The organism is Microbacterium sp. LjRoot45, from assembly GCF_964253325.1.
In the GTDB taxonomy this organism is placed as follows: Bacteria; Actinomycetota; Actinomycetes; order Actinomycetales; family Microbacteriaceae; genus Microbacterium.
Genome location: NZ_CAXUQM020000001.1, coordinates 2,495,728 through 2,511,762 on the forward strand (window position 1 = coordinate 2,495,728; position 16,035 = coordinate 2,511,762).

The following is a 16,035-nucleotide window of genomic DNA, read 5'->3' on the forward strand; positions in this document are numbered from 1 at the left end:
GGGATCAGTCTACGCGAAATCGATTTCATGGACAACCGACGGCACGACGGGACGGCTCCGGCCGCCGTGCCGGCTACCGCCGCGCGGCCTGCAGCTCGCCACCCAGCACGATCGTGCGCGCGGGACCACGCTCGCCGCTGATGCGCTCCAGCAGCATGCGCGCCGCCTGTGCCCCCATCTCGCGTGCCGGCAGCCGAACGACCGTCACCGCCGACGGCGCCAGCGTCGTGAACGGCAGCGAGCCGACGACGGCGACGCCGAACGCCGGTGGAGCCGACCCGATCTCCGAGAGGTGCTGGATCACGCCGACGCCCAACAGGTTGTTGCCCGCCAGGATCGCATCCGGCGGCTCGGGCGACGACAGTAGCGCCGCAGCGGCCGCGCGCCCACCGTCGACATGGAACGACGAATGGACGAGAAGCTCATCCGGTGCCGGCATGCCCGCATCCGTGAGTGCTTGGCGCCAGCCGAGCGCCCGCTCGCGTGCCGTCTCGATCTGCTCGGGACCGGTGACGCACGCGATGCGTGTGTAGCCCGCGCCGAGGAGCTCGGCCGTGGCGGCACGTCCCGCTTCGCGGTTGGCAATCGTGACGGTGTCGACGTCGGCAGCAACCGGGCGATCGACCGCGACGACGGCGTGGCCCGCGGCGAGCACCCCCGACACATCCGTACCCGCGTCCGCACCCGCCACGAGCACCCCCGCCATCCGCTCCGAGACCGCGATGTCGAGATAGTCGGCCTCCTTCTCGCGCCGCGCGTCGGAGTTGCACAGCACGAGCGAGTAGCCCGCCTCCTGGGCGACATCCTCGACCCCGCGGGCAACCTCCGTGAAGTAGGGATTCTCGATGTCGGGGATGATCAGCGCGATCACTTCGGTGCTCCGTGTGCGCAGCGCGCGCGCGGCGCGACTGGGAACGAAGCCCAGGTGGGCGACGGCCTCGCGCACCGCTGCCACCTTCTCGGGCGAGACGTTGACACCATTGAAGACGCGCGACACCGTCGCCGGGGATACCCCTGCGCGCCGAGCGACGTCGTAGATCGTGGCCATGTTGCGACCAGGCTATCCGGCCACAGGGCACGGATGCGGCAACCGTGACATCGATTCCACGGCTCGGGCGACCTCCCCGCTACGCTGACGTCATGCCGGAATGGTCGCAGCCCGTCCCCGCCGCGGTTCGCCGCGAGCAGGTGGTGTCGATCATCGAACGCCAGGGGTTCGCCCGAGTGGCCGAACTCAGCCGGCTGCTCAGCATTTCCGAGGTCACCGTGAGGGCCGATCTCGACTACCTCGCCGAGGCCAACGTGATTCAGCGGGTGCACGGCGGAGCGATAGCTGGCATCCGATCGACCGCGCAGGTTCCCGACTACGAGCTCGCGCTTACCCGAGCGATCACCGAGAAGCGGCGCATCGGCTACGCGGCGGCGGCACTGATCGAAAGTGAAATGGCAGTGCTGCTGGATGCCGGCACCACGACGCTCGCGATCGCCCGCGCCCTGCTGACTCGCGATGACCTGCGCGGCGTCGTCGTCTTCACCAACTCGCTCACGATCGCGCTCGAGCTCGGCGTCGCCGAGCACCTGACGACCGTCGTGACCGGCGGCACGGTGCGACACAAGCAGCGCTCGCTGGTCGATCCGCTCGGCGATATGTTCGTCGGCTCGGTGCACGGCGATCTGTGCTTCATCGGGTGCAACGGGGTGTCCACAGCGGGCTTCACCAATTCCAGCCTGCCCGACGTCACTATGAAGCGACGCTTCCTCGACGCCGCCGAACGCCGCATCATCGTCGCCGACAGCTCGAAGATCGGTAAGAGCCAGGTGATCCGTATCGCTCCGCTCGATCGCGCCGACCTGCTCATCACGGGTACCGAAGCTCCCGAGCCGCACGTCGACGCTCTGCGCGAGTCCGGACTGCAGGTCGAGGTCGTCTGACGCGAGCCTCGGGCACCGGGCCGAGGCGGCGCGGACGGACGCTCACGCGCGTCCTGCAGAGCCGAACTCCCGCATCCGCGTCGCCACCATCTCACGGAAGGCGTCGACGGCAGGCGCGAGCAGCGCACTGGGCTCCACGACGGCGGGGTTCTCCCCCAGGAACCGTCGCATCGCCGCCGTCCACGCCAGATGCGAGTCGGTGCCCTGGTTGATCTTGCGGATGCCGTGCGCGATCGCCTCGCTCTTCTGCTCTGGCGACACGCCGTACGAGGGCCGAACGTCGCCACCGTGAGCGTTGATCACCGCAACGGCCTCCGCCGGGATCGACGAGGATCCGTGCAGCACGAGCGCGGTGTCCGGCAGACGCTCCTTGATCTCGGCGATGAGCCCGATCCGCAGGCGCTGCCCGCCCGACTCATCGGTGAACTTCACCGATCCGTGACTCGTACCCACGGCCACGGCCAGAGCATCCACCCCGGTCCGTGAAACGAAGAGAGCAGCCTGCTCCGGATCAGCGAAGACGATGTTCTCGGCGATTCCCGCGATGCCGGCCTCCGCCCCACCGATGGTCCCGAGTTCCCCCTCGACGCTGACCCCGTGCGGGCGCGCCATCTCGACGACCCGGCGGGTGAGCGCGACGTTGTCGTCGAAGGATGCCGGGAGATCCCCGTCGGCCTCGCGACTCGCGTCGATCATGACGCTGGAGAACCCGCAGTCGACGGCCCGGGCGCAGTCTTCGTACGTGCGGCCGTGGTCGAGGTGGAGAACGGCGGGTACGGAGGGGTAATCGTCGATGATCCGGCGCAGACGCTTCCACCAGCGCTCCTCATCGGCGTAGGCGCTCATTCCGGCGATCGACTGGACGATCACCGGCGAGCGCTCCACCTCGGCGGCGTCGAGAACGGCGATCGCCTGATCGAGGCTCGACACGTTGAAGGCGCCGACGGCATACCCTCCCTCTTCTGCGCGGGCGAGGGCGACCCGGAGCGTGACCAGACTCACAGCGCACCTCACAACGAGTGGGTGATGCCGAGCTTGTCGTACTCCAGCACGATCGGAGAGTCCGTGAGCGCGCCGGCGTAGGCCTGCACGCGCGCGGCCGACTCCACCGCCACCGACGTCTTGAAAGCGTCGCGCAGGTTGGGCCCTACGGTGAGCAACCCGTGGTTGGCCCAGACCACCGCATTGAGGTCGCCCATGACATCGCACATGTGCTCACCGAACTCGGTGTTGTTGCTCAGTTCGAACGGCATGATCGGCACGTCGCCCTTGGTGTAGATGACCATATTGACGAGGGTGCCGAGGATCGGCTTCCCGACCACTCCCCATACGTTGGAGAACACGGGCTCGGAGTGAACGATCGCGTTCACGTCGGGGCGGCGCTTGTACACGGCCATGTGCACCGTGACCTCGCTCGAGGGGAGCAGGGGACCGTCGATCACCTCACTGTCGCCGTTGACGAGCACGATGTCGTCGGGCGACATCTTGTCGTATTCGAGATCGGTGGGAGTGATGAGGAAGCGATCCTCGACTCCGGGCACGCGCAGCGAGATATTGCCCTGCGTGTTGAAGTTCAGGCCGTACTCCATCGACCGCAGGCAGTACTCGTGGATCTCTCGCTTGGCGGCGGCCAGATCAAATTCGGTCTCGGTAAGTGTGCTCATGGGTGTTCTCCTGTTCGTGAAGGGTCTAGGCGAGGGGTGAGTCGGCGGAAGCGGCGGCGGGTCCAGCCGCCAGATGGTGAGCGAGGGAGCGGGTCGAGGCGTAGAGGTCTCCGTAGGCGCGGCGTTGCGAGGCGTACCACGGGTGGTAGGCCGCGGTCGGCGAGCACCGACACTCGGCGGAGACCTCCAGGCGTGCGAGACCGGGCGCATGGATACCCGCACCGCGAGCAGCCAGCAGCGCGGCGCCGCGGGCCGAGGCATCGGGCACGGTAGGGGTGAGCGCTGCACCCGCCGCTTCGGCCCGACACTGAAGGGCGAGGGGATTCGCCGCCCCCGAACCCGAGACGAGGAGGTCGCCGACCGTGACGCCCTGGCTGTCGAAGGCCGAGAGGATCTTGGCGAACTCGAACCCGGCCGCCTCCACGACGGCGCGAGCGAGCTGGGCACGCGAGGTCTCGAGCGTCAGTCCATGCACGACCCCGCGTCCGCGGACGTCATTGTCGATGGTCCCGGACCCCGCGAGGTACGGCAGCATCAACAGGGCCGGCGGCTCGTCGGCGAGCGCACCGAAGACGTCGTGCACCGACTCGCCGAGGATGCCGGCGAACCACTCCAACGCCCATCCGCCGGCGGCGGTGCCGGCGAGGGTGACCCACAGCTCGTCGTCCACGGGATACGCCGCGAACCCGGTCCCGTCGGCGAGCGCCGGGCGGGAGATGGTGCCGACGGTGACGCAATCGCTCGATCCGAACGAGATGATCGAGCGGATGCCTGGCACGCCGCCGCCGCCCAGGTAGGCAGCCGCCTGGTCGTGCGCTCCGGCGACGAGGAGGGTACCCGGTTCGAGTCCCAGGCGAGTAGCCGTCGCGGCATCGATCTCGCCGACGGCCCTCCCACCGGGCGCCACCGACGGCAGCTTCTCCTTCTGGAGCCACGGGGCGTCGTCCGCGAGTGCGCCGATGATCTCGTCGCTCCAGGAACGCGTCGTGATGTCGAAGAGACCGGTGCGTGCGGCCTGGCTGTAGTCGATGACGGCCGTACCCGTCCATCGCTCGGCGAGAAGGTCGCCCATGCAGCGATAGGCGTGAGCGTCGCGCCACGACCCGACGCCCGCCGCGATCTTGAACGCGGAGAACATGCCGTGCAGGGGTTGGCCGCTGATCTCGGTGAACCGACCCCGCGGCAACGCCATCCTCGCGGCCGGACCGTCGCCCCGCGAGTCCATGCTCACCGCCACCGGAGCTGACGGCATCCCGTCGGCGTCCAGCGGAACGACCGCTTCGCCGAGCACGCTGCACGCGACTGCGCGAACCGGGTCACCGGCATCCCGCGCCTCGGCGGCCACCCCCGAGAGGACAGATTCGGCGGCCGCCACGATCTGCCCGGCGTCCAGTTCGACGGTGCCCGGCGCCGGGCGCGAGAGCCGCAAGGAGACGCCTCGCGACGCGAGCGCACACCCATCCGCGGTGTAGGCAACCGCGCGCACTCCGCTCGTGCCGAGGTCGAGTCCGACGACGCTCACTTGATCGCTCCCGACAGTCCGTTCACCAGGTACTTCTGAATGAAGACGAACAGCGCGATCACCGGGATGGAGATGAGCACCAAAATGGCGAACAGCGCGCCCGGCTGGCTGAGATACATGCCGCGGTACGCCAGCGGCACCAGGGTGAGGGGCTTCAGCTCATTGTCACCGAGGGCGACCAACGGCAGCAGGAAGTCGTTCCAGCTCATCATCGTCTGCCAGATGGCGACGACGGCGAGCGCGGGCTTGCCGAGCGGAAGGTAGACACGCCAGAAGATCTGCCACGAATCTGCACCGTCGAGCCGGGCCGCCTCGTAGGTCTCCATGGGGATCGCCAGGTACGACGTGCGGATGATGATCACCGCGAACGGCAGACCAAGCGCCGTATAGACCAGCACGAGCCCGGCGAGGTTGTTGTAGAGCTGCATCGACTGCAGGATGCGGAAGGTCGCCACGACGATGCTCGACATCGGGAGTATCAGGGCGAGGATCAGTGCACCGAAGATGAGCGCCTTCAGCGGGACGCGAAGGCGGGCCAAGGCGAAAGCGGCCATCGACCCGAGCAGGCACACGAGCAGGACGGAGGGCACGGTGATCAGCACGCTGTTGAGCAGATGCAGGAGGATCGGGTTCTGTTGCCAGATGTTGACGTAGTTCTTGAAGCTGAACACTTCGGGGAGGATGCCGAAGAAGCCGGTCGACGGGTTCTCGGGCGGCATCAGCGACAGCCCCACGACCATGATGATGGGCACCATCCACAGCACTGCCAGGGGCACCAGGACGAAGTGCAGCCATCCGACGCGGTGGCCCGGGGCGCTCCCGCCGCCGCGACGCCCGCGGCGACGGGAGGAGGGCACGGTGATGCGGCGGGTCTCGGTGGCGGTCACTTCTCGTCTCCCGTGATGAAACCGGCCCCGAAGACCCGGACCATGGACAGCGAGCTGACGACCGCGATCACCAGCAGAACGACGCTGATCGCGGAGGCGTAGCCGACGTTCTGCAGTCGGAAGGCTTCCATGAAGGCGAAGGTCGGGAGCATCTCGGATGCGTGGTTGGGCCCGCCCTCGGTGAGCACGTAGACCAGCTCGAAAGTCTTGAGCGACCCGATGATCCCCAGCAAAACGAGTGAGAGAGTGGTGCTCTTGAGGAGAGGGAAGGTGATGCGGGCCATGGTCTGGATCCCGTTCGCGCCGTCGATGCGAGCGGCTTCGGTGAGGCTCGGATCGATCAGCTGGAGACCGGCGAGGTAGAACAGCATCGAGAAACCGGTCCACATCCAGACGTTCACGAAGATCACCGCGAAGATGGCCGTATCGGGGTTGCTGAGGTAGTCGCCCGCGAGGAAGCTCAGGCCCGTCGCTTTGCCGACTTCGACGAGCACTCCGTTGAAGGGGTCCATGATCCGCTGCCAGACAATCCCGACCACGACCGGCGACAGGATCGCGGGAATGAAGAAGATCGCCCGGTACACCGTGCTGCCCCGCAACTGTTGGTTGAGGGCGACGGCCAGCAGGAACCCGATGACCGCCTGCGGCACGATGGTCAGCACGATCCAGAAGGCCGAGTTGCGCAGGGTGATGAGGAACGTCGGGTCTTGGAACAGCTGGGCATAGTTGTCCAGGCCCACGGCCGTACCGGTGTTCACGCCGTCCCAGTCGAGCGTGCTGGCCTGCAGGTTGTAGGCGATCGGATAGATCACGAACGTGCAGAACAGCAAGATCGTCGGGGCCAGGAAGCCGAGGCCGGTCAGCCTCTCACGAGTCCGCGCTTTCATGGAAGTCCACCTCCGGGGTGGCCGGGGTTCATCCCCGGCCACCCCACATGTTCGATCAGTTCAACGAGTCCTGCACGGCCTGCACCGACTCCGCGGCCTCCTGGGGAGTGCTGCTGCCGGTGGCCAGTGCCGAGAGAGCGTCAGCGACGGCCTGGTCGAGCTCAGGCGACTCGAAGTAGCGCGAGTAGGTGACCTTGGGCAGCCACTCGTCGACGAAGAGGTTCCAGATCTCCTCCTGGCGGTCGCTCGTGAACACCTCGGGCGACATACCGGTCACCGCCGGAACGTCGTTCATCGTGTTGACGAGCTTCTGTGCGCCGGCACCGGCGATGAAATCGGTGAGCACCTTGCAGGCGAGCTCGGGGTTGGCGGAGTTCTTCGAGATACCCAGGCTCACGTCGATCCCGCCCACGAACTGGGACTCCGCGGCGCCGCCCGGGATGGTCGGGAACAGGAACGGACGATAGCCGGACATCCCCTCGGACAGCGGCGGGATGTCGGTCTTCGTCGGGTCGGACTGCTGGATCCACCACGCGCCCAGCGGGATCATCGCGGCGTTGCCTGCTTCGAACTGGTTCACCGCCGACGGATAGGCGTCGAGGCCGATGGCACCGCTCTGCGCGATACCGTCGGTGAAGAGCTTCTGCCAGTACTCGAAGCCGGTGACGATCTTCGGGTCGGTCCACGACGCAGTCCCATCTTCGGCCTCGTAGACCAGACCGGGAGCGACGTTGTTGACGATCTGCAGGAAAACGACGTTCCGCAGCCACGAGTCCTTGGCGGGGAGCAAGAACGGAGCGAAGTCGCCACCGGACATGTCCTTGACGGTGCTCTCGAGCTCGTCCCAGGTCGTCGGCAGCTCCTTGCCCTGCTCGTCGAAGATCTCCGTGTTGGCCCAGAGGTTGACCGTCTGGGTGAGAATCGGCAGCGAGTAGAAGTTCTCGTCTCCGTCGGGGTTGCCCATCCGCGACTGCTCGATGCCGATGGGGTAGAACTTGCTCTGCCAGTCGTCACCCCAGGTGTCGGCGGCGCAGTCCTGCAGCGGCATGAGGTAGTCGCGGTATTGCTGGGTGAGCGCGCCCGGCTGCAGGCCCACGATGTCGGGCATGGTGTTCGAGCTGGCGCGGCTCTGCAGGTCGACGATGTATTCCGGGTAGTTGAAGATCGTCGCGTCGATCTTGCCCTCGCCGGATGCCTCGAACGCGTCGATCATCTGCCTGGTCGTCTGCTCGATCGGGCTCCAAGACCGGAAGGTGACCGTGTCGGACTCGCCTCCGGAAGTGTTGGTGGGGGCAGCCCCACCGGCGCACGCCGCCAGGCTCAGGGCCACGACGGCCGTGCCGGCCGCAGCCGCGCTTCTCTTGAGCTTCATTGCTGTGAACTCCTCACGTCTCTGTAAGTGCTCGGTAGTCACCGGGACGTCTGAAGTTTAGATTTCTTGCGGTTTCAAGACCAGAAAATCAGGCAAATCGGTCGAAACTCTTCTGTTTCCTGTGTTTTCCTCACCCCGAGCTTGCGTTTTCGCAACCGCGCGGCGAGCGCCCGCCCCGAAGAAAGCCGAAAACGGCGCTTGCCTAATCGCAAGCGCCGTTCGGGCGAATCTCCGTCGTCGGGTCCGCAGGCGGGCGCTACCATCGACCCGACACCGGACAGGGTGTCGGCGGGTTCGCCCGCCCCCGGGGGCATCCACCTCGTCTCGGCGTTGGGTCGACGGAGGATGCCCCCGACCGCGTCACAGACGCGGCGCGGTGCCGGCCAGCGCCCCGGGGAAGTACAGGCCGGTGATCTTTCCTTCGGCGAGGGCGCGCTCGTTCGCTTCGGCAGCTGCCGCGCGTTCCCGTTCCACCTTCGCGGGGTCACGGCGCAGCGACGCCTTCTGCTCGAGCAGGACCTTCTCGACCGCCGCGTACGGGACTTCTCGCGGCTGCTCGCCGCGCAGCGCCGCCTGGCTGGCCAGCACGCCGGCTGCGTGACCGATGCCCATGGCACCGCCCTGCGTGCGCAACGAACCGTGGGCCTCGTGGGTGGCGGAGATCGCGCGCCCCGCCATCACCAGCCCGTTCAGTCGCACCGGGATGAGCGTGCGCATCGGGATGTCGTAGGAGTCCTGCGGGTCGGTCCACACTCCCCCGGCACCGTGCTCGCTGTAGCCTTCCTTGCCCTTGAGGTTGTGGATGTCGATCGGGAAATAGCCGCGCGCAATGACGTCGTCGAACTTCCGGCCCTCGTACACATCCTCGCCGGTGATGACGTACTCGCCCGTGATGTGACGAGACTCACGGATGCCGATCTGCGTTCCGGTGCCGGCGAGATAGGCGTTCTCAAATCCCGGGATGTGCTTCACGAGGTAGCTCGAGAGGCTCATCACCTGCTTGCGCCCATCGATCTCTCCCTCGGTGAGCGACTCGGCCGAGCGGCCGTCGACGCCGGCGATGCGCGTGGAGTTGAAGTGCACGAGACCGGGATGGGTCGTCGTGAGGAAGAGGATGGAGTTGCGTCCGAGGTAGAGCTCGCCGCTGTTCAGTCCGCGGCCGATCTCGTCGAGGAACCCCTGGCCCACGAAGTGCTGCTGCTGGAGGTCGTCGCTGAACGGCTGGAGCGCGACCATCTCCGACGCCCATTCGAAGGCGTCGAGGTGCGAGTCCATGTACTCCTTGAGACGATCGGTGTCGACGTTCGCCATGTCGAACATCAGCGTTCCCGGCTGCGAGACGCCGTGCTCGTTGCCGACCGTGTGCTCGGCGCCGGCGAGAGCAGCGACGTCGCCGTCGCCCGTGGCATCCACGATCGTCTTCGCGGTGTAGACGCGTTTGCCCGACTTGTTGGCGACCTCGACGCCCTTCACGGTGTCGCCCTCGACGACGACGTCGGAGACGAACGAGTGGAACAGGATGTCGACGCCCGCCTCCTGCAGCATCTGGATCGCGGTCCACTTGTAGTGCTCGCGGTCGTAGAAGCCGAGGTAGGCACCCGACCCATGGGGGTTGGTGCAGCGAAGGTGACCGGTGGATCCGCCCGCCTGACGCATGCGGTCGACGAATTCCTCGGGGATGCCGGCGATGACGCGCTCGTCGCCGAAGTGCATCGGTGAGATCGGGCCGAGCCAGCCCGACGTGGCCATCCCTCCGATGAAACCGTACTTCTCGATGATCAGGGTCTTGGCCCCGGCGCGTCCGGCCGCGATGGCGGCCATGTTCCCGGAGGGGCCACCGCCGCAGACGATGACGTCGTAGTCGGTGGTGTCGCTCACTGGTGTCCTTCTTTCTGGTGGTGGGTGGTACGGGGGAGGCGGCGCGGTGAGCCCCACCTCCCCCGGGTCTGGCGCAGCGCTCCTATTGGGCGTTGTACGCGTCGGCGACGCGGGTCAGCGTCTCGGCGGGATCAGCCCCCTGGAAGACGACCTGTTGGGCGCCGGTCACGAGGCTGTCCGAGAGTTCCGAGAAGTTCTCGGAGACGGGGTTCGGGCGGCCGTAATCGCGGATGTAGTCGAGCCACGAGTTGAGCTCGTCGGCGTTGGGCAGCGCCGTTACCGCCGGAGATTCGTACACGCTCGAGAGCACCGGCAGAACGCCGGCGGCCGCGAACTTCTCCTGCGACGTCGCTGAGGTGTAGAACTCGATGAAGTCCCATGCGGCGTCGGTATCGGTCGCGTTGGTTCCCACGGTGAGCGTCTGGCCTGCGACGGGGGTCTGCAGCGGAGTGGCAGCGTCGTCCGACGGGATCGGCGCGGTCTGGAGGTTGTCACCGACGCCCTCGCCGCTGCGCGCGGCCGCGACGCGGAACGAGCCTTCAATGGCCATGGCGATGGTCCCGGCCTTCACGCCGTTGAGGATCTCGTCGGCGCCCATGCTCAGCACCTCATCTCCGAATGCGCCCTGGCTCTTCCAGTCGATGAACTGCTGCATCGTGGCGACGCCTGCGGCGTCGTCAAAGACCGCGTCGCCGCCGTCGAGGATCTCACCGCCGTTGCCCCATGTGAAGGGAACGAACTTCTCCATGAAGCTCGCGCCCAGTCCGGCGTTGGAGAACCCGACGCCGAGGCCGGTGACACCGGTCTTCTGCAGCGCTGCGGCCGCCTCGCCGACCTCGTCGAGCGTGGTCGGGACCTCGACGCCCGCCGCCTCGAGCAGGTCGGCGCGGTACCAGAGCAACCAGGCGCGGATCTCCCACGGCATGGCCATGATCTCGCCGTCGAACGTGACGCCGTCGATCGGGAACAGGAAGTCGTCGCCGAGAGCATCCAGCGCAGGCTGCGCGTACTCGGTGATCGGCTGCACCGTCTTGGCCGCGACGTGCATCGGCAGCTGGTTGGAGTAGACGTTCAGAAGATCGGGACCCTGACCGCTCGCGGTGGCCTTGATGACCTCGGCGTCGATCTTCGCGTAGTTGATCGATCGGACCGTGACGGTCGTACCGTCGCTCTGAGCGTTGTATTCCTCGACGATCTCCTTCAGCGCGGCGCCGCGCGGGTCGTCGGCGCTGTTGGGGTCGAGGAACGTCCAGAGCTCGAGCTCGGCGTCGCCGCCGGCAGCGGGAGGAGTGCTGGACGAGCAGGCGACCGCCGAGAGAGCGAGTGCCGTGACGAGGGTGACAGCCGCGGCGTTGCGGATGATGCCTCTTCTCATGGGTGGAACCTTTCTTGGTGAGGGTGGGCCTGACGGGCGTCAGCCCTTGGTGGCGCCGGCGGACAGACCGGCGACGATTCGTCGTTCCATCAGGACGAAGACGATGACGATGGGAACGATGGAGACCACCACCGCGGCGGTGAGCTGGCCCCAGACGATCCCGTACTGGGAGAGGTAGTTGTAAAGGCCGACGGCGACCAGGCGCTTGTCGTCGGTGGAGATCATCGTCGAGGCGATGAGGAAGTCGTTCCAGACGTACACGAACGAGATCACCGCCGCCGCGGCGATGCCCGGCACCGCGAGCGGGAAGACCAACTGCAGCATCACGCGGAAGTGCGACGCGCCGTCGACCCGGCCCGCTTCCTCGATCGAGTCGGGGATCGACTCGAAGAAGCCCTTCAGCATCCAGATCACCGTCGGGATCTGCCACGCGGTGTAGATGATGATCATGACGCCATACGTGTCGTAGAGGCCGAGGTTGACCGCGAGGAAGTACAGCGGCACGAGGATCGCGATACCCGGGATCATGCTCGTCATCAGGATCAGGAACAGGCTCGTGGTCTTGCCGCGGAAGCGGAACCGCGCGGCGGCGTAGGCGCCGAAGATGCCGATGAGGATCGTGGCGACGACGGTGAGACCCGCGACGAGCAGCGTGTTGCCGAGGTACACCGGGATCTTCGACTCGAACAGCACGAGCCGGTAGTTCTCCAGAGTGAAGTTCTGCGGGATCCAGCCCTGGTCCGACAGCGTGGCGCTCTCAGACTTGAAAGAGGTGCTGAGGCCCCAGAGGATCGGCAGCACCGCGAAGATCGATGCAGCGACGAGTGCGACGTAGATCAGCGGATTGGTCCTGCCGCGGCGGCGACGGCGGCGCGGTGCGCGCGACGTGGGAGTGGGCAGGGGACCTGCGACGAGTTCCGTCATGAGCGATCACTCCTCAGGAGGCGGATGTAGGCCGCGCCGAACAGGATGTTGAAGGCGAACAGCACGACGCTGTACGCGGCTCCGAGTCCGAGGTTGAAGAATTCGAAGCTCTGCTTGAACGCCGCCAGCGACAGCAGGTTCGTGCCGTCGAGGGGCCCGCCTCCGGTCAGCGTGTACACCAGGGTGACCATGTTGAAGTACAGGAGCGTGAGCTGGATCGCGACGACGAACAGCGTCGGCTTCATGAGCGGGAGCGTCACCTGCATGAACCGGCGGAACGGGCCGGCACCGTCGACCTCCGCTGCCTCGCGCAGTTCCTCGGGGATGGTCTGCAGTGCGGCAAGGCAGAGGATCGTGGCCAGCGGGTAGCTGATCCAGACGTTGACGACGATGAGAAGGATCATTGCCAGCGCCGGATCGGCGAGGAAGTCGACGCGCCCGAAGGGCAGGTCGCCGAGTCCCAGGGGGCCGTAGTCGGGGTTGACGAGCCACTTCCACAGCAGAGCGGCGACGGTCTGTGAGACCACCCACGGCAGCAGGATCAGGACGCGGAAGATGCGGCGCCCGCGCACCTGCTGGTTCAGCAGATTCGCCAACCCGAGGCTCAGCGGCACCGCGATCAGGAGCGATCCGATGACGTAGATGAAAGATCGCCCGATCTGACCGAGACCCTCGGGCGTCGTGAAGATGCGGAGGAAGTGGGCGAAGTCGTTGAGCTCCCCCACCTCCATGTACGTCGTATCGTGAAGGCTGAGGTTGATCGCGTACACGATCGGAAAGATCGAGACGACGGCGACGATCACGATCGACGGGAGCACGAGCCCCCACGACAGGCCGACCGGCGACCGGTCGCCGACTCCCTGGCCGCGGCGGCCCCGACGGGCGCGCACGGGCGGACTCTGCGGTTCTGTCGGCGGCGTCTCCCGGACTTCCGGGATCGGATGGACTGCGGTGGCCATCTTCATCTCCTCCGTGGCGTCAGGCGACGCGTGAGCTGGTTTCGGGCGAGGCGGTCGCGAGCACGTGGGTGATCTTCGCCACCCAGCGCTCGTCGGGGATGTCGATCGCCATGCGGCACACGGCGGTCTCGATGAGTCCTTGCTCGCGCTGGGCGATCTTGAGGGCGGCGATGCTCGGCCCGAGCACCGGCACGATCTCGGACACCCGGGCGGCGATGCTCTGCTGCCGGTCCTGGTCGCCCTCGCCGATGGCGTCCGCCAACTCGGCGAAGGGCGCGGGGATCGCCGACGAGACGCCGGAGACCACGCCGGCCCCGCCTGCGGCCACGACTTCGCGAAGCAGTCCGTCGTTGCCCGAGAGCACGGTGCGCGGCGAGCTCAGCGCGGCGACGAGCTGCGCGAGGTAGTCGGTTCCTGCGATGGAGATCTTGGCTCCGGCGAGGTCGAACTCCTCGATGATCGCTGCGCCTTCAGCCGGCGTCAGCTGCACTCCGGTGCGGTCGGGGAAGAGGTAGAGGAAGATCTCGGCATCCGGCGCCGCGTGGACGGCCGCCGACACCTGCTCGCGGACCCCGTCGATCGCGCTCGGCATGTAGAAGGGGGTGAGCACCGAGAGCTTCCGGATGCCGAGTGCGCGGGCATCGGCGGTCAGGATCGCGGTCTGGTACGGCGAGGCGGCTCCGACGTGGGCGACCACGCGGTCCGCTCCCGCAACCTCCACGGCGGCGGCGAGAAGCGCCTGCCGCTCGGTGAGGGTGAGTGCCGGGAACTCGGCGGTGGTGCCGTTGACGAACAGTGCGTCGACTCCACCGGCCAGGGCGTGGGCGAACAGTCGCCGCGTCGAGGCCAGGTCCAGCGAACCGTCCTGACCGAAGGCTGTCGTCACCGCGCTGTAAACGAGGGGGCGTGTCATCGTGTCTCCTCTCCGAGACCGTCGAGAGTCATGCGGGCGTAAGCGCTGACGAGGCGGGCACGCGATCCGAGAAGGTGTTCCTGGAGGCTGACGGTCGCGCGGTCGAGCTCCCCTGCGCGCATCTGCTCGTGGATCTCCACGTGCGACTCGTAGGAGGGACCGAGGTCGATGTCCTCGGCGGTGGTCAGCTCGAGCAGCACCGCGAACGTGGGGGCGTACTGGCTCCAGATCTGGCGAAGGCGTGTGTGGCCGGCGACGTCGTAGAAGCTCGCGTGGAACGCCATGTCTGCGTGCGCGAAGCGCAGGTGATCGCCGCTCGCTGACGCATCGCGCATCTCGTCGAGCGACGGCTGCGCGAGCTCCCACGCCTCGGCGGGCATGTGCGAGGCGACGCGCAACGCCTGCAGCTCGATCGCCTCTCGGACCGAGTAGAGCTCGTCGATATCGCGAGTGGTGAGCCCGCGCACGTACGAGCCGCGGCGACGGCTCTCGACGAGACCCTCCGCCTCCAGCTGCGAAAGCGCGTCGCGTATGGGCCCTCGGCTCACCTGGAACGTTGCCGAGAGCTGCGCCTCGACGAGGTGTGTCCCCGCCGGGAGTTTGCCCGTGATGATGAGCACGCGCAGCTGCTCGAGTACCTGTTCTCCCAGAATCTGCTGCCGTGGTGCGAGAACACCACCGGTCAGCGCCTCCAGATCCGTCACGACTGAACTCCCTCGTTCGCTGCTAACTGTCATCGATTGACGGTTAACCGTCATCAGAATGACACGTCGTGAAATCGATGTCAAGCACTCAATCGTGAGCTCCGCCGACGCCCACTGAGCGCGGCGCCCGACCATCCCATCGAGTTGCATCCACCGCGGGCGTACGCGCGGAAGCACCTGTTCCGCCCTACCCGCTGGCCTCGAGTCGGCGTCGATGGTGATCTTCACCCGGTCGGTCGCCCATCGCCTCCCGCCAGGGAGGAGACGTCGGCGACGAGTGCGCTGTTATCGGCAGCGCTTTGCGCTATCGCAGCCCACTTCTACTCGCACGTGGCGGTCGACGAGAGTCGGACGCGGGTAGCGGCAACAGCGAAGCCCTCGAGACCCGCGGATTTCCGGGGTTTCGAGGGCTGTTTCTGTAGCAGGAGCGGGGCTTTAACCCGCGACCTCACGTTTAGGTCACCCGCGTGATCACGGGTTACTGCGGGGTATCGCTGCATCGCTCTGCCCAGTTCCCGACTGTGCACGGGCTATCAGCAGACGTCAGGCGATAGCGCGGAATGTGCGGGTAAATGCGGGGTTGGTGAGGGTCGCAACTGGGGAATCTCCCCAGTTGCCGTCCCGTGTTGGCGTCCAGAGAGGTGGGAATTTCCCCACCTCTGTCAGCCGTCGCTCCTATGATCGCGGCATGGACATTGAAGCGGTGCTGCTCATCAACATCCTCCTGCTGCTCGTCGGGCTGCTCATCTCGTACGTGGTGATCCGCCTGGCCGTCTTCCACGCCATGCGCTCACACTCGGTATGGGTCGTCCAGGGCGGCATCGACAGGGTGGTCGCCGCACGCGCAGAGCGTGACGAACGGAACGCCGCTGAGCTCGCTAAGCACCGCCAGGAGTCGCAGCGACAGAGCGAGATCTAAGCCCTGACGCGATCGATGCGCATCACTCGGGAAAGCGCGAGACACCCGGACCCATCTGATGAGGGTTCGACTTGGCTCTATCGGGACGTTCCGGCAGGG

At 66.8% G+C, this 16,035-nt stretch carries 15 protein-coding genes; 2 read left to right on the forward strand and 13 right to left on the reverse strand.

Features of this window, described 5'->3' with window-relative positions:
- Positions 1 to 73: 73 nt before the first annotated feature.
- On the reverse strand, positions 74 to 1,048 hold the full coding sequence (locus tag ACSQ18_RS11885; RefSeq protein WP_436037593.1) for a LacI family DNA-binding transcriptional regulator: 975 nt from the start codon (positions 1,046 to 1,048) through the stop codon (positions 74 to 76).
- 92 nt (positions 1,049 to 1,140) lie between these two features.
- Between ACSQ18_RS11885 and ACSQ18_RS11890 the strand changes: the two genes are divergently transcribed.
- Entirely contained in the window at positions 1,141 to 1,932 is a 792-nt protein-coding gene (locus tag ACSQ18_RS11890) for a DeoR/GlpR family DNA-binding transcription regulator (RefSeq protein ID WP_436037594.1), read from the forward strand.
- A gap of 42 nt (positions 1,933 to 1,974) precedes the next feature.
- On the opposite strand, the gene ACSQ18_RS11895 is transcribed toward ACSQ18_RS11890, so the two are convergent.
- From ACSQ18_RS11895 to ACSQ18_RS11950, 12 genes are all read right to left on the reverse strand, one after another.
- Positions 1,975 to 2,934 carry a ketose-bisphosphate aldolase gene (locus ACSQ18_RS11895; RefSeq protein ID WP_436037595.1) on the reverse strand — a complete coding sequence of 320 codons (960 nt, stop codon included), beginning with the start codon at positions 2,932 to 2,934 and terminating at the stop codon, positions 1,975 to 1,977.
- An 8-nt stretch (positions 2,935 to 2,942) separates the two neighbouring features.
- On the reverse strand, positions 2,943 to 3,596 hold the full coding sequence (locus tag ACSQ18_RS11900; protein ID WP_436037596.1) for a class II aldolase/adducin family protein: 654 nt from the start codon (positions 3,594 to 3,596) through the stop codon (positions 2,943 to 2,945).
- Positions 3,597 to 3,621: 25 nt separating this feature from the next.
- The gene (locus tag ACSQ18_RS11905; protein WP_436037597.1) at positions 3,622 to 5,118 is read right to left on the reverse strand and encodes an FGGY-family carbohydrate kinase; all 1,497 of its coding nucleotides are present in this window, start codon (positions 5,116 to 5,118) and stop codon (positions 3,622 to 3,624) included.
- Positions 5,115 to 6,005: a carbohydrate ABC transporter permease gene (locus ACSQ18_RS11910; RefSeq protein ID WP_436037599.1), complete on the reverse strand. Its 891-nt coding sequence runs from the start codon at positions 6,003 to 6,005 to the stop codon at positions 5,115 to 5,117. The genes ACSQ18_RS11905 and ACSQ18_RS11910 overlap by 4 nt, the downstream gene beginning before the upstream one ends.
- Positions 6,002 to 6,892: a carbohydrate ABC transporter permease gene (locus tag ACSQ18_RS11915; RefSeq protein WP_436037600.1), complete on the reverse strand. Its 891-nt coding sequence runs from the start codon at positions 6,890 to 6,892 to the stop codon at positions 6,002 to 6,004. Before ACSQ18_RS11915 ends, ACSQ18_RS11910 begins: the two co-directional genes overlap by 4 nt.
- Before the next feature lie 55 nt (positions 6,893 to 6,947).
- A complete protein-coding gene (locus ACSQ18_RS11920; RefSeq protein ID WP_436037601.1) occupies positions 6,948 to 8,264 on the reverse strand; it encodes an ABC transporter substrate-binding protein in 1,317 nt (438 codons plus the stop codon).
- 360 nt (positions 8,265 to 8,624) lie between these two features.
- Positions 8,625 to 10,142 (reverse strand): FAD-dependent oxidoreductase, encoded by a 1,518-nt coding sequence (locus ACSQ18_RS11925; protein ID WP_436037602.1) that lies wholly within the window; start codon positions 10,140 to 10,142, stop codon positions 8,625 to 8,627.
- 82 nt (positions 10,143 to 10,224) lie between these two features.
- Positions 10,225 to 11,517 carry an ABC transporter substrate-binding protein gene (locus tag ACSQ18_RS11930; protein ID WP_436037603.1) on the reverse strand — a complete coding sequence of 431 codons (1,293 nt, stop codon included), beginning with the start codon at positions 11,515 to 11,517 and terminating at the stop codon, positions 10,225 to 10,227.
- Positions 11,518 to 11,556: 39 nt separating this feature from the next.
- Positions 11,557 to 12,441, reverse strand: a complete 885-nt coding sequence (locus ACSQ18_RS11935; RefSeq protein ID WP_436037604.1) for a carbohydrate ABC transporter permease — start codon at positions 12,439 to 12,441, stop codon at positions 11,557 to 11,559.
- Positions 12,438 to 13,400, reverse strand: coding sequence for a carbohydrate ABC transporter permease (locus ACSQ18_RS11940; RefSeq protein WP_436037605.1), 963 nt, complete (start codon positions 13,398 to 13,400; stop codon positions 12,438 to 12,440). Before ACSQ18_RS11940 ends, ACSQ18_RS11935 begins: the two co-directional genes overlap by 4 nt.
- 19 nt (positions 13,401 to 13,419) lie before the next feature.
- Positions 13,420 to 14,313 carry a dihydrodipicolinate synthase family protein gene (locus tag ACSQ18_RS11945; RefSeq protein ID WP_436037606.1) on the reverse strand — a complete coding sequence of 298 codons (894 nt, stop codon included), beginning with the start codon at positions 14,311 to 14,313 and terminating at the stop codon, positions 13,420 to 13,422.
- Positions 14,310 to 15,017 (reverse strand): GntR family transcriptional regulator, encoded by a 708-nt coding sequence (locus ACSQ18_RS11950; protein WP_436037608.1) that lies wholly within the window; start codon positions 15,015 to 15,017, stop codon positions 14,310 to 14,312. The genes ACSQ18_RS11945 and ACSQ18_RS11950 overlap by 4 nt, the downstream gene beginning before the upstream one ends.
- Before the next feature lie 688 nt (positions 15,018 to 15,705).
- Here ACSQ18_RS11950 and ACSQ18_RS11955 point away from each other — a divergent pair.
- Positions 15,706 to 15,936 carry a hypothetical protein gene (locus tag ACSQ18_RS11955; protein WP_436037609.1) on the forward strand — a complete coding sequence of 77 codons (231 nt, stop codon included), beginning with the start codon at positions 15,706 to 15,708 and terminating at the stop codon, positions 15,934 to 15,936.
- Positions 15,937 to 16,035 lie beyond the last annotated feature (99 nt).